Below are 13,235 nucleotides of genomic sequence, written 5' to 3'. Positions count from 1 at the left end.
ATGCTTCGACTGCGGCTGCGCACCCTGGCTCAATTCGCCACATGCTCAGCATGACGTTCTTTTTTCCTTCTAGCTCCCCAGTTCCCCAGACCCACCCTACCAATGCAAATCACGGCTACCGGGCTCAGCAAGCGGTTTGCGCGGGAGTGGATATTCCGGGAGCTGACGCATACGTTCGTGGCGGGTTCGGCTACTGCCATTCTAGGGCCTAACGGCTCGGGGAAAAGCACGCTGCTTAATACGCTGTCGGGGCAGGTACTACCTACGCAGGGCACGGTGGAGTATCAGGAAAACGGCCAAATCGTGGTCGTAGAGGATGTGCCGCAGCGGCTGGCCTACGCCGCACCCTACCTGGAGCTAATTGAGGAGCTGAGCCTGACCGAGCTCATCCAGTTTCACACCCGCTTCAAGCCCCTGCGGCCGGGCCTCACGGCCGACGAGCTGATTGGGCTCATGTACCTCGAGAAGTCGCGCAACAAGCTGATTCGAGACTTTTCGAGCGGCATGAAACAGCGCCTCAAGCTGGCCCTGGCCCTCTACGCCGACGCGCCACTGCTGCTACTCGACGAGCCCACTACCAACCTCGACCGGGCGGGCGTGGCCTGGTACCGGGAGCACGTGGCGGCCACGCTGGCCGGGCGCACGGTGCTGGTGTCGAGCAATGTGCCCGAGGAGTATGACTTTTGCGCTACGCAACTCCTGATTACCGATTTCGGAGCCCAAGCGGCCCGTTAGCGCCTGTTTTTGCAGAGGGGAGGTGTATGTTTTAGCACAATCCGTTAGCCATGCCTGCTCTGCTCCAACTCTACCTTGCGGCCGTAATAAAGCCAGAAGCCTGCCTGGCCGCCGAGCGACAGGCCGATTTCAGGAGCGAGTATTACCAGGGCCGGCGGCGTTGCGTTCAACGGCATACGCCCCGCAACGTAACCTGGTCCAGCCTTCCGTTCGTATCTTTGCGGCTGGGGGGCGCCTTTACTACTCTGCCAATTTTCACCTCTTATCGCCCCTGACAAGGCCATGACACAACACGACGACTTCGCCGACGACGACCTTTTTAAAGACGACGACCTGTTGGACGACTATGCCAAAACCGGCGGCAGTAAAACCCATGGTTCGGCCGAGGAACGGCTCACTGCCAAATACTCCGACTACCTGATGTGGCGCGACACCGGCTCCAGCCACGATGAAGCCCTCGACCTGGCCAACATGAGCGAGGACGAGTACGACGAGGCCGAAGCCGGCAACGACCCCGAAAGCGGTAGCAAGTTCACCTCCCTCGACGAACTGGACGACAACGACTTCTCCGACGACGAAAGCGACGAGTACGGCTCCTCGGGCTCGTCGCGTAACAGCGGCCGCAACTCCGACTACGACTAGCCGTGAATGAGTGAAGTAGTTCTCTCAGCCTATATAAAGCGAAGGACCTTACTGCGCGAACATGGCCGTAACAACGGCTCGTTCTGGCGCAGTAAGGTCCTTCGCTTTGTATAGGCCGGATGGCAGATGGATGAGCAGATTCACCGAGTCACCCATTCCCCCCTAACCCCGACCAAATACGCGCCGCAGGATTTCGGTGGTGCGGGCCACGGGGTTTTCGCGGATGTTGGCCTCCTCCTGGGCCACGAGCGTGAACAGGCCGTCGATGGCCTTGCCGGTGGCGTACTGGTTGAGGTCGGTCTGGACGGGCGTAACCAGCGGGATGCGGTTGTAGCGGCTCGTCAGGTCGGTGTAGTACTTAGTAGCCCCTACCTGACCGAGGCTGCGCTCCATGATGGGCTGGAAGGCAGTGGTAAGCTGCGCGGTAGTGGTGCGCTTGAGGTAATTGGTGGCGGCGTCCTTCTCGCCCGTCAGAATTCCCCAGACGTCTTTGAAGGTGAGGCTTTTGATGGCGGTCAGGAAGATAGGCTTGGCGCTCTTGGCCGCGTCTTCAGCTCCGCGGTTCAGCGTGAGTTCGAATTTATCGACCTGACTGCCCAGGCCGATGGTGCGGAGCGTGGTAGCTACGCGCTGGGCGTCGGGCGGAAACGGAATGCGGATAAGACGATTGAGGTAGAAGCCGTCGGTCTTGGCGGCTTGGTCGGCACCCTTGCTGATGCCCATGGTGAGGGCCTCTTTAAGGCCGCGGGCGGCCTCGTCCTGGGTAATACTACCAGTGCTACCGGTACTGCCGGTCCGGGTGGTGGTAGGGGCGGGCAGGGTTTTGAAGATTTCGCCCAGCTTGGGAAAACGAAATTGGGCGGCGGCAGGCAGTTGCAGGCCCACTACGAGCAAGGGCAACGCGAGGATAGAGCGGAAATTCATAGGAGCAGGTGTAAACGGTTCTATTCCCGGTTTTGCATAAACCGGACCAGAACAGAAAATCAACCATTAGAAACGGCCGTTGAGCGTCCCATCAGGGCATCACTTAACGGCCGTTTTCGCTTTTAACCCTTCGTTATTTCCCGAATACCCGCTTCAGTAGCGCGCTGCCCTGGGCAGCGGGGTTGGCCCGGATGCGGCCTTCTTCGGCGGCAATAAGGGCGAAGAGGCCGTCTACGGTTTTCTCGGTGGCGTAGGGTACCAATTGGGGCGTAAGCGGAGTTACGAGGGGAATTTTGTTGTAGCGGGCCACCATTTCGGCGTAAAGCCGGGTGGCGCCGGTTTGCTCCAACGACTGCTGCACGGTGGGTTGGAAGGCCGTGCGCAGTTCGGAAGCCGTTTTTTCGTAGAGCAGCGTAGTAGCGGCATCGTTTTCCTTGCTGGTGACCAACGTGAGGGCATCTTGCAGGGTCAGGTTTTGCACGGCGCCCAGGAAGATGGGTTTGGCCTGGGTGGCGGCGGTTTCGGCGGCACGGTTCAGGGCCACCTCAAAATTATCGACCAGCGCCCCAGCCCGCAGTCTGCGTAGCGTGGCAGCGACCAGCTCGGCTTCGGGCGGAAACGGGATGCGGATGTCGGCGTTGGCATTGAAGCCGTCCGTCTGCCCGGCCAGGGCCACGGCCCGCGCTACGCCCTGGCTGAGGGCTTCGCGCAGACCACCGGCGGCTTCCTCGCTGCTCAGGGACAGTTTAATGGGAATGACGGGGGCAGAAGCAGCGGGTTTGGTGGCGGGTTTAGCCGGGGTTGCCGGTTTGGTGGCGGTGGTCTTTTTAGTGGTGGCAGTAGTTTTTTTAACTGGGGTTTTAGTCTGGGCCAGGGCTAGCGGGGCGGTGGCCAGGGTGAGGGCGCCGGCCAGAATGAGGGTACGGAGGGGAGTCATAGAAGAGAAAAAGAGCAAAACCCGGGGGCCATTATGGCGTTGTTAGCGGGCGACGCCCCAATATTGCGTCAAATCCGGCGCTCCTCCTAACCTCTCCCCCCATGTCCGCTATTCCCGACGTTGAAATCATGACTATTGGCGATGAGCTGCTTTACGGGCAGGTCATCGATACCAACTCCGCCTTTATGGGCCAGGAGTTGGGCAAGCTGGGGCTGCGGGTGCGCCAGATTACAAGCGTATCGGACCGGGCCGACGAAATCGTGGCTACCCTCGACCAGGCCCGGCAGCGGGCCCGGGTGGTGCTGATGACCGGCGGCCTGGGCCCCACCAAGGACGACCTTACCAAGCACGTGCTGGCCCGCTATTTCGGGGCCGGGCTGGTGCTCGACGAAAACGTACTGCGCCACGTGGAAAGCATTTTTGCCCGCTACAACCGGCCCATGCTGGAAGTAAACCGCCAGCAGGCAATGGTGCCGGCCAACTGCCAGGTACTGCACAACGCCGTGGGTACCGCGCCCGGCATGTGGTTCGAAGACGGTAGCGTGGTGTTCGTGAGCATGCCCGGCGTGCCCCACGAAATGAAGTACCTGATGACCCATGAGGTACTGCCCCGCCTGCGGGCTCACTTCCAGACGCCTGCCATCGAGCACTTGGTGGTGCAGACGGTGGGCCTGGGCGAATCGTTTCTGGCCCAGCAGATTGAGGACTGGGAAACGGCGCTGCCCCCGAATATCAAACTCGCTTATTTGCCCTCGTTGGGGGGCGTGCGCCTACGCCTGACGGGCCACGACGACGGCCAGCCCCACCTGCGGGCCCGCATGGAAGCCCTGCTGCCCGAATTGCGCCGCCTGCTTGGCACCCATATTTTTGCCGAAGGCGAAATCAAGCTGGAGGAAGCCGTGGGCCAACTGCTGCTGGCGCGGGACCTGACGGTAGGCACGGCCGAGAGCTGCACCGGGGGCCTGCTGGCCCACCGCCTCACCAGCATCCCCGGGGCCTCGCGCTACTACCAGGGCAGCATCGTGGCCTACTCCAACGAGATAAAAATGCAGGAATTAGGCGTAAAGGCCGAAACGCTGGCTGCTCATGGAGCCGTGAGTGAGGCCGTAGTAGCCGAAATGGCCGAGGGCCTGCGCCGCCGCCTGGGCGTGGACGTGGCCCTGGCAACCAGCGGCATTGCCGGCCCCGACGGCGGCACGCCGACCAAGCCCGTGGGCACCATCTGCGTGGCCTACGCCGACGCCCACCGCACCGTCACGAAGCAAATCAGTTTCGACCGGGGCCGCCAGCTGAACCTGGAGTTCACCACCACCACCGCCCTGAACCTGTTGCGCCTGAATTTACCAGCCGGCGAATGAGCGAGTTGGTGAATGGGTGAATAAAGTCCCTGTCGTGCTGAGCGAAGGCGCAGCCGTAGCCGAAGTATCTCTGTCGCAATAGTAACCCCACTGGTAGCAACGAAGCGGTATAGATACTTCGGCTACGGCTGCGCCTTCGCTCAGCATGACCGCCTCCTACCAGCTACTCATTCACTAGGTCACGTACACACCACTTCCCTGCATTGCCAGTTCTGGTTACCTTTGCACCACCAACCCCACCCCACCCACCTCTATTAATATCCCGACCGCATGGCACGAATGGAAATGACGATGCCCAAGATGGGCGAATCCATCATGGAAGGCACCGTTCTCAAATGGCTTAAGCAAGTAGGCGACGCCATCGAGCAGGACGAATCGGTGCTGGAAGTGGCCACCGACAAAGTAGACACCGAAGTACCCGCCCTGCACGCCGGCGTGCTGCAGGAAATTCTGGTGGAAGAAGGCCAGGTAGTGGCTGTGGGCGCCCCCATCGCCGTGATTGAAACCAATGCTGCCAACGCCGGCGCATCGGCTCCGGCGAGTGCCCCCGCTACGCCGGCCGCCTCGGCCAATGGCAGCGCCAACCACGCCGCCGAAGCCGCCCAGGTGCCCCACGTACCGGCCGCCGCGCCGGCTGGCTCAGCCGAGCCCCAGACCGGCCGCTTCTACTCGCCGCTGGTCATGAGCATCGCCCGCGAGGAAGGCATCAGCATGAGCGACCTCGAATACCTACCCGGCACCGGCAACGAGGGCCGCGTCACCAAAAAGGACATTCTCGACTACGTGGCCGGCGGCAAGCAGCCTCTCACGCCGCAGGCCGCGGCCCCAGTTGCTGCCGCTCCGGCCGCTACGCCAGCCGCCGCACCAACTCCGGCTCCGGCCGCTGCCAAGCCCCAGACTGCTGCTGCCGCTACCAAGGCGGTGCCTTCCATCAGTGGTGGGCAGGAGCTGATTGAGATGGACCGCATGCGCAAGATGATTGCCCAGCGCATGGTGGACTCGAAGCGCATTTCGCCCCACGTGACAAGCTTCGTGGAGGCCGACGTGACCGACATCGTGAACTGGCGCAACAAGCACAAGGATGCCTACAAGAAGCGTGAAGGCGAGAACCTGACCTTCACGCCCATCTTCATCCAAGCCATTGCCCGCGCCATTCAGGACTACCCGCTCATCAACGTTTCCATTGATGGCGACTACATCATCAAGAAGCGCGACATTAACATTGGCGTGGCCGTGGCCCTGCCCTCGGGCAACCTCATTGTACCGGTGATTCACAACGCCGACCAGCTCAACCTGAATGGCCTGAGCAAGAAGTTGAACGATCTGGCCAACCGCGCCCGCACCAACAAGCTCAAGCCCGAAGACCTGGAAGGCGGCACCTACACCGTATCCAACGTTGGCTCGTTTGGCAACGTGATGGGCACGCCCATCATCATGCAGCCTCAGGTAGCCATCATGGCCGTGGGCGCCATCAAGAAGAAGCCTGCCGTAATTGAAACGCCCCAGGGCGACCTGATCGGCGTGCGCCACTTCATGTTCCTGAGCCACAGCTACGACCACCGCGTGGTCGATGGCTCGCTCGGCGGCATGTTCGTGCGCCGCGTGGCTGACTACTTAGAGCAGTTTGACCCAAGTACAAGCATTTAGCACTTGAGGCTCAAAGTGTATATGCAGCAAGGCCCCGCCGTGGTTACGGCGGGGCCTTGCTGTGCACGGGAAGCCGTACTTATGATTTGTTTGTTGCTTTATGGGGTCTCAGCCAACCGACTGGTTCCTGGTTCCCGCCACTCGTTTTCTTCCTACTCATGAACAAAGTTGTTTCCCTGGTTGCGTTGCTGGTTGCGCTCGGCCTTATCCTGTTCCTCTACCAGCGCTTGCGCAACACCGAAACCGCCCTGCAACGCGCCGAGCAACGCTTTACCGACTGCGAGCAGGTCACGTTCCAGCTTCAAAACAAACTCAGCCAAATTACGCGGGGGCCGGTGCCCGACAGTCTACGGGACAGATAAGGCAGGCAGAAAAAGCATGTCATGCTGAGCGGAGTCGAAGCATCTTAGCTGCAACGCTAGTCCTGACGTTGGATGTACCATTGCGGTAGAGATGCTTCGACTCCGCTCCGCTGCGCTCAGCATGACAACGTTCTGGATTAGCCCATTCTCTCTTTACTGCTGGCCGCCGGCGTCGGGAGTGCTGCTGCCGCCTTCCTTCAAGTCGTCGTTGCTGATGGCACGGCGGCGGCGAGTGGGCCGCTGCTCGGTCGTGAGCTTGCCGAGGCGGTAGCTGAGGTTGACGCGGAAACCGGCCCGACGCAGCACGTTCACGCTGTTCTGATCGAGCAACGGCGACTCGATACGGCTGCGGATTTTGAACTCGGGGGTGAAGAAGTTGTCGGCGCCGAGGCCGAACGAACCCCGCTTCTCGGCGAAATCCTTCTTCAAACTCAGGCTATAAATGCCGAAACCGCCCTGGTAGCCCTGCAGCTGCACCTGCCGGCCACGGTAGAAGGCGAAGCTCTGGAAGCCCCAGCCATTTTCGAACGTGTAGCTGGCAATTAGACGGCCACTCATCACCACGCCCGTGTTGCGGGCCGCGAAGGCGGGGTCGGAGGAGTTGTTGTCGAGCACGGCATAGAATACATCGGTGCCGCCGCTGAGGGTGAATTTCTTGTTGATGTTGACGTTGGCGCTCAGGCTGCCACCGTAGGCGTTTTCGGTGCCGATATTGCGGAAACGGGTTATAATGGTGTCGAGGCTGGTAGTACGCACCGACTGAATGGAGCCGGTAGTGTTGCGCACGAAGGCCGAGAAGTTGAGCGACGTCTGCTTAACAAAGGTATTGTAGGCCAGCTCGTAGTTGTTGGTGTACTCGGGCTTTAGCGTCGGGTTGCCGACAGTAACGAGGAGCGGGTTGGAGGCCTGGCGGTTGGGGTTGAGGAACTGTAGCGAGGGCCGCTGAATTCGGCGGTTGTAGGCCGCTTTTACCAGGTTGCCGTTGGTGAGCTTGCGCGAGAGGTTCACGCTGGGTACCAGCACCGCGTACGAGGGAATGGGGTCTACCCGCTGCTCGTTTTTAAAATCGGCGTTGATGGAGGTGTACTCGTAGCGGAGGCCGGGCTTGAGGGTGTAGTTCTTGAGCAGCGTGAGCGTGTAGGCGGCGTAGGCAGCGGCCACATTCTGGTCGTAGGTGAAGATGTTGGACAGGCCCCGGCCTTCCTGGGGCTGGCCATTGAGCAGCGTGGTATAGTCGCTGTTCACGCGCCGCACGATGTCCTTGGCGCCAAACTCCAGAATTTGGTTTTCCTTGATGGGCGTGATGTAATCGGCCTGCAGCGTGTACTCCTCGTTGTAGCTGTCGTTGATGTTGCGCAGGAAATCGCCCGAGCCCTGCCCCTCGCGGATGGCGTTGGTGAAGTTGTTGGTGCGCACGTTGCGGCTGTACTGGCCCAGCACGCTGAACTCCTGGCGCGGCTTCTGGAAGGTGCGCGTGTAGCTCAGCGTGGCATCGAGGGTGGTCGAGTTATCGAGCACCTTCACGTCGCGGCTGCTGCTGGTAAATGTATCGGCCGTGCCGGTGGCGGGGTCGCCGAAAAAGGTGGTTGCCGAACGCAGGTCGTCCTGGTAGCTGGTGCCGTTGCGCTGGCCAATCTGGACCGAGGCGGCCAGGAAGTTGTACTTGTTGATGTCGTAGTCCCAGCCCAGCGAGTAGCGCCCAAATACGTTGTTCTGACGCGTATCGGCCTGTTGCGACGAGCGGCTGATGGCTTCGCGGTTGGTGGGGTCGTTGTTGAGCAGGCGGTAGCTGAGCTGCTCGTTCTCGAAGCGCCCGGGCGTGTTGTACTGGGCCCGGCCCCCACCGCTGAGCGAAAAGCCCATTTTGCCGGTGCGGTACGCCGCGTTCAGGCCCAGGTTGGCGCTGCGCAGCCCGCCACTTAAACGGGTATCGAGCGTGAAGCCGTGCAGGTTGTTTTGCTTGGTCACGATGTTAATGATGCCGCCCGAACCTTCGGCATCGTACTTGGCCGAGGGCGAGGTAATCACTTCCACGCTCTTGATCTGGTCGGCCGGAATCTGCTTGAGCGCGTCGGCAATGCTGTTGGCCGAGATGGTGGATGGGCGGTTGTTGATGAGTACCCGGATGTTGCTGGAGCCGCGCAGGCTCACGTTGCCGTCAAGGTCGACCGAGAGCATGGGCACGCGCCGGAGCACGTCGGTGGCGTCGCCGCCACGGGTGGTTTCGTCCTTTTCGGCATTGTACACCGTGCGGTCCACCTTCTCCTCAATCAGGGCGCGCTGGCCTTCCACTACCACTTCCTTCAGGGCCTGGGCCGTACTCTCCACACTAACGCTGCCCAGGTTGATGGTGTTGCCATCGTCGGTAATCACGAGGCCGGGCTTGTCCACGTTCTTGTAGCCGATAAAGCTCACCTGCAGCGTGTAGGTGCCGGCGGCCACCCGCGGAATCGAGAATTTCCCGCTGTCGTCGGCCGAGGTGCCATCCACGGGTTTGCCGGTGGCGGGGCTCAGCAGCACCACTGTGGCGTAGGGCACGGGCTGCTTGGTGGCGGCATCTACCACGGTGCCCGTTACGCGGCCGGTGCCCGACTGGGGCTGCGGAGCCGATAGGCCGGCGGGTCGGCCAGCGCCATTGGGGGCTCCGGTGGGCCGACCACTGCCGCTCGGCGTTTGGGCCAGAGCCAGGGTGGTGGGGGCTGCCAGCAGCAGCAGGAGTACTTGCTTCTTCATTCTCAGTAACCAAAAAACGCCCCAATCCTCCCCGGCAAATACCCGCCCACTGTTGGCCGGCTCCCCCAGAGAAAGCCAGCGGATGTGCGCTACAGACGCAACTTTTTCCCCTGGGTGGCACGAAGGCCCCGGAATATTTGTGGGCAGGATGAAGGATTCTGGTACGGACTTCAGCCCGCAGCCCGCCTAATAGCCTTCGGGATGTAGCGCGAACCGCAGGACGGCGAAGCCAAGCGCCCGCTTCACCGTCCTGCGGTTCGCGCTACATCCCCTTTTGCGTAAGGCCTATCGGCAGTTCTAATCGTTGGGCCACGGACTGAAGTCCGTGCTACACCCCTACTCCCGTACGCCGAGTAGCAGCAGCATAAAGGCAAACTGCCGGGCCACGTCGTGGATGGATTTGAAGCGGCCCGAGGCCCCGCCGTGGCCGGCGGCTAGGTCGGTGTGGAGCAACAGCAGGTTGCTGTCCGTCTTCAGGGCCCGCAGCTTGGCCACCCACTTAGCGGGCTCGAAATACTGCACCTGCGAGTCGTGCAGACCGGTCGTGACGAGCATGTTGGGGTAGGCCTGGGCTTGCACGTTGTCGTAGGGCGAGTACGAAAGCATGTAGTCGTAAAACTCCTGCTGGTTGGGGTTGCCCCACTCGTCGTACTCGCCGGTCGTGAGCGGAATGGTGTCGTCGAGCATGGTCGTCACCACGTCCACGAAGGGCACGGCCGCCACTACACCCCGGTACAGCTCGGGGTGCAGGTTGATGATGGCCCCCATCAGCAGCCCGCCGGCCGAGCCACCCATGGCAAACAGGCGGTCGGCCGCCGTGTACTGCTGGGTAATCAGGTATTTCGAGCAGTCGGTAAAATCGGTGAAGGTGTTCTTCTTGCGCAGCTTCTTGCCGTTTTCGTACCACTGCCGGCCCAGCTCCTGCCCACCCCGGATGTGGCAGATAACGTAGACGAAGCCCCGATCCAGCAAACTCAGGCGGGCGGCGCTGAAGGTGGCATCCATAGAAAGACCGTAGGAGCCGTAGGCGTACTGCAGCAGCGGGGCCGAGCCATCGAGCTTAAAGCCCTTTTTGTACACCACCGATAGCGGAATGCGGGTGCCGTCGGCGGCCGGGGCATAGAGGCGCTCCGTCGCGTAGTCTTGCTTGCGGAAGCCGCCCAGCACCGGCTGCTCCTTGCGCAAGGTGCTGTGGCGGGTGGCCAGGTCGTAGTCGAAGGTGGACGTGGGCGTCGTGAGCGAGGAATACACGTAGCGCAGCACGGTGGTATCGAACTCGGGGTTGATACCGATGGCGGCCGTGTAGGTGGGCTCGCCAAACGGCAGGTAGTGCTCCTGGGTTGGGTTGTGCCAGGGCCGCACGCGCAGCTTCAGTAGCCCCTCGTGCCGCTCGCCCAGCACCAGGTAGTCGCGCAGCAGCTCCATGTTTTCCAGAAATACGTCGTCGCGGTGCCCGATTACCTCCTGCCAGTTTTCCTTGCCCGGAGCCGTCACGGGCGTTTTCAGCAGCCGAAAATTGGGCGCGCCGTCGTTGGATAGGATGTAGAAGTCGGGGCCGAAGTGCTCCACTTCGTAGAGGTGGTCGTCCTCGCGGGCCTGCACCAGTTGCAGGGGCTGCGTAGGGGCGGCGGCGGGCAGAAACCAGGTTTCGGCCGCCATCGTGCTGGTTAGCTGAATGAGGATATACTCCCGCGACTTGGAGCGCGTCACGGCGGTGTAGAACGTGTTGTCGGTTTCCTCATACACCAGCACGTCGGTGGCCGGATCAGAGCCCAGCATGTGGCGGTACACCTGGTAGTCGAGCAGCGTGTTTTCGTCCTTTTTGGTGTAGAAAACGGTCTGGTTATCGGTGGCCCACACGGCGTTGCCGCTGGTGTTGGCAATGGCTTCGGGATACTCTTGGCCGGTGGTCAGGTTGCGGAAGCGCAGCGTGTAGAGGCGGCGGCTTACTGTGTCGTCGGCGTAGGCCAGCACCTGGTTGTCGTTGCTGACTTCGAGGCCGCCGAGGTGGTAATAATCGTGGCCCACAGCCAGCGCGTTGGCGTCGAGCAGCACCTGTTCGGGGGCCTCCAGGCTGCCCAGCTTACGGCAGTAAATTGGGTATTCGGCCCCGGTTTCGTAGCGCACATAGTAGTAGTACCCGTTATCGAGGTAGGGCACCGACTCGTCCTGCTCCTGCATCCGGCCCCGGATTTCGCGCACCAGCGCGGCCTGCAAGTCCTGCACCGGAGCCATTTGGGCCTCGAAATAGGCGTTTTCAGCTTCCAGATAAGCTAACACCTCGAGGTTGTCGCGCTCCTGGAGCCAGTAATAATCATCGGTGCGGGTGCCGAAGGGCGAAACGAGCAGCTTGGGCCGGCCGGCGGCAACGGGTGGCGTAGGTTGGAGCATGGGCATTTTTAAAGGAAAGAGCCAGAAAGCATCTGGGCCCCAAAGAACCGCTATTACACCCGATTTTCCGTCGGTATTCGCGAAATCCCGGCCACTGCACCTATTCGTCTTGTCGAGAAGACGACGGCAGAAACTGCGCCCCTGGGGCAATAGCTAGCGCAAATCGTCCGGTGCAGCAGGTGTTGGGCCGGTAAGGGCATCAGGCGCACCGGCAGGGCCGCCAGCGCAATTAGCAAACCCGACTCTCGTTGGGCTCGCAGGCCCTACTAGTGGTAGCCGCCGCGAAGGGGGCCACGCACTGCTGCTGCATTTGGCACAACAACTCGGTATTGAGGTAGTAACCGACTGTGAGCCCGTAGATTTTGCCTGAAATACAGGTATGCTTGCTGGAACCACTATTTGCGCAGCTTCAGCCAACGAACCGACGCAGCTAGGCGTTTACACTCCGGTCGGGCACCCTGCCCGCGCCGTGGCGGTCAGCCTCCGCTCTTAAAACAACCCACTCACCCCGATGAAATCCACCCTCCTGCTCACCCCGCTCCTCGTGGCCACCCTGGCGGCCTGCACCGTGCAGCCACCAACCCAAACCACCGCCACAGCTACTCCAAGTACCCCAGGCCCGGCCCTGCGCGCGGCTCCCGACCAGATTGCCACCAAGCAAGGCCCGCTGACGGTGCAGCCCATCACCCACGGCAGCGTGGTGTTAAGCTGGAACGGCAAAACCATTTACGTCGACCCCTACGGTGGGGTGCCGGCGTACGCCGGGCTGGCTGCGCCCGATATGGTCCTGATCACCGACATCCACGGCGACCACCTCGACGAGCAGACACTGGCGGGTCTTCCCCTGGATAAGGCCCTATTTGTGGTGCCCCAGGCGGTGGCCGACAAGCTGCCGGCCCGCTACCAGGCGCAGGTCCGCGTACTGGGCAACGGCCGGCAGCTCGACACGCTGGGCCTGAAAGTAGCGGCCATCCCGATGTACAACCTGCCCGAAACGGCCGATTCCCGCCACCCCAAAGGCCGCGGCAACGGCTACATCCTGCACCTGGGCGACAAGCACATTTACCTCTCCGGCGACACCGAGGACATTGCTGAAATGCGGGCGCTCCAGAACATCGATGTGGCCTTTGTATGCATGAACCTGCCCTACACCATGGATGTGCAGCAGGCCGCGCAGGGCGTGCTGGCCTTTAAGCCCGGCATCGTGTACCCCTACCACTACCGCGGCCAGGACGGCCCGAGCGACGTGGCCAGCTTCAAGCAAACCGTAAATGCGGCCAATAAAAAGATTGACGTCCGGCTGCGCAACTGGTACCCGGCCGCCAAGTAGACGTGCTGGCATGCTGTTGCGGCGTAGCGGCCTACTGAGTCAGTACTGAGCAGCGGCGCCGCAGGCGGCCACTTTCCAGCCCATTTTCCCTATAAAATCTGGCCTACTGTGGTCACCGCAAACTACCTGAATCGGTGGACTGCGGTGACCACAGCGGGCCAGACTTCAGTCAGGAG

Annotated in this window: 10 protein-coding genes; 6 read left to right on the top strand and 4 right to left on the bottom strand. The window is 61.5% G+C overall.

Annotated features, from left to right (window positions below; all coding sequences use genetic code 11):
* Positions 1 to 102 precede the first annotated feature (102 nt).
* Entirely contained in the window at positions 103 to 735 is a 633-nt protein-coding gene (locus tag CDA63_RS14455) for an ABC transporter ATP-binding protein (RefSeq protein ID WP_088465173.1), read from the top strand.
* 282 nt (positions 736 to 1,017) lie between these two features.
* Positions 1,018 to 1,377, top strand: coding sequence for a hypothetical protein (locus tag CDA63_RS14450; protein ID WP_088465172.1), 360 nt, complete (start codon positions 1,018 to 1,020; stop codon positions 1,375 to 1,377).
* A 162-nt stretch (positions 1,378 to 1,539) separates the two neighbouring features.
* Here the strand turns inward: CDA63_RS14450 and CDA63_RS14445 are convergent, their stop codons facing one another.
* On the bottom strand, positions 1,540 to 2,301 hold the full coding sequence (locus CDA63_RS14445) for a DUF4197 domain-containing protein (protein ID WP_088465171.1): 762 nt from the start codon (positions 2,299 to 2,301) through the stop codon (positions 1,540 to 1,542).
* 133 nt (positions 2,302 to 2,434) lie between these two features.
* Positions 2,435 to 3,238, bottom strand: a complete 804-nt coding sequence (locus CDA63_RS14440; protein ID WP_088465170.1) for a DUF4197 domain-containing protein — start codon at positions 3,236 to 3,238, stop codon at positions 2,435 to 2,437.
* A gap of 101 nt (positions 3,239 to 3,339) precedes the next feature.
* Between CDA63_RS14440 and CDA63_RS14435 the strand changes: the two genes are divergently transcribed.
* The 3 genes from CDA63_RS14435 (at position 3,340) to CDA63_RS14425 (ending at position 6,605) form a co-directional block, all read left to right on the top strand.
* Entirely contained in the window at positions 3,340 to 4,596 is a 1,257-nt protein-coding gene (locus CDA63_RS14435) for a competence/damage-inducible protein A (RefSeq protein ID WP_088465169.1), read from the top strand.
* A gap of 270 nt (positions 4,597 to 4,866) precedes the next feature.
* The gene (locus CDA63_RS14430) at positions 4,867 to 6,243 is read left to right on the top strand and encodes a dihydrolipoamide acetyltransferase family protein (RefSeq protein ID WP_088465168.1); all 1,377 of its coding nucleotides are present in this window, start codon (positions 4,867 to 4,869) and stop codon (positions 6,241 to 6,243) included.
* Positions 6,244 to 6,401: 158 nt separating this feature from the next.
* Positions 6,402 to 6,605, top strand: a complete 204-nt coding sequence (locus CDA63_RS14425; protein WP_088465167.1) for a hypothetical protein — start codon at positions 6,402 to 6,404, stop codon at positions 6,603 to 6,605.
* A 153-nt stretch (positions 6,606 to 6,758) separates the two neighbouring features.
* Here the strand turns inward: CDA63_RS14425 and CDA63_RS14420 are convergent, their stop codons facing one another.
* Positions 6,759 to 9,338: a TonB-dependent receptor domain-containing protein gene (locus CDA63_RS14420; protein ID WP_088465166.1), complete on the bottom strand. Its 2,580-nt coding sequence runs from the start codon at positions 9,336 to 9,338 to the stop codon at positions 6,759 to 6,761.
* A gap of 336 nt (positions 9,339 to 9,674) precedes the next feature.
* A complete protein-coding gene (locus CDA63_RS14415) occupies positions 9,675 to 11,729 on the bottom strand; it encodes a S9 family peptidase (RefSeq protein WP_088465194.1) in 2,055 nt (684 codons plus the stop codon).
* A gap of 511 nt (positions 11,730 to 12,240) precedes the next feature.
* Here CDA63_RS14415 and CDA63_RS14410 point away from each other — a divergent pair.
* Positions 12,241 to 13,059 carry an MBL fold metallo-hydrolase gene (locus CDA63_RS14410; protein ID WP_088465165.1) on the top strand — a complete coding sequence of 273 codons (819 nt, stop codon included), beginning with the start codon at positions 12,241 to 12,243 and terminating at the stop codon, positions 13,057 to 13,059.
* The last annotated feature ends 176 nt before the right edge of the window (positions 13,060 to 13,235 follow it).

The organism is Hymenobacter amundsenii (assembly GCF_002204745.1).
GTDB classification, from domain to species: Bacteria; Bacteroidota; Bacteroidia; order Cytophagales; family Hymenobacteraceae; genus Hymenobacter; species Hymenobacter amundsenii.
The sequence above is the reverse complement of the archived record's forward strand: the minus strand, read 5'-3'. Positions and strand labels throughout refer to the sequence as shown.

Bases quoted from the DNA above. Each gene is read 5' to 3' on its own strand.
- CDA63_RS14455 (WP_088465173.1), top strand. From the start codon at position 103: ATGCAAATCACGGCTACCGGGCTCAGCAAGCGGTTTGCGCGGGAGTGG.
- CDA63_RS14450 (WP_088465172.1), top strand. From the start codon at position 1,018: ATGACACAACACGACGACTTCGCCGACGACGACCTTTTTAAAGACGAC.
- CDA63_RS14445 (WP_088465171.1), bottom strand. From the start codon at position 2,301: ATGAATTTCCGCTCTATCCTCGCGTTGCCCTTGCTCGTAGTGGGCCTG.
- CDA63_RS14440 (WP_088465170.1), bottom strand. From the start codon at position 3,238: ATGACTCCCCTCCGTACCCTCATTCTGGCCGGCGCCCTCACCCTGGCC.
- CDA63_RS14435 (WP_088465169.1), top strand. From the start codon at position 3,340: ATGTCCGCTATTCCCGACGTTGAAATCATGACTATTGGCGATGAGCTG.
- CDA63_RS14430 (WP_088465168.1), top strand. From the start codon at position 4,867: ATGGCACGAATGGAAATGACGATGCCCAAGATGGGCGAATCCATCATG.
- CDA63_RS14425 (WP_088465167.1), top strand. From the start codon at position 6,402: ATGAACAAAGTTGTTTCCCTGGTTGCGTTGCTGGTTGCGCTCGGCCTT.
- CDA63_RS14420 (WP_088465166.1), bottom strand. From the start codon at position 9,338: ATGAAGAAGCAAGTACTCCTGCTGCTGCTGGCAGCCCCCACCACCCTG.
- CDA63_RS14415 (WP_088465194.1), bottom strand. From the start codon at position 11,729: ATGCTCCAACCTACGCCACCCGTTGCCGCCGGCCGGCCCAAGCTGCTC.
- CDA63_RS14410 (WP_088465165.1), top strand. From the start codon at position 12,241: ATGAAATCCACCCTCCTGCTCACCCCGCTCCTCGTGGCCACCCTGGCG.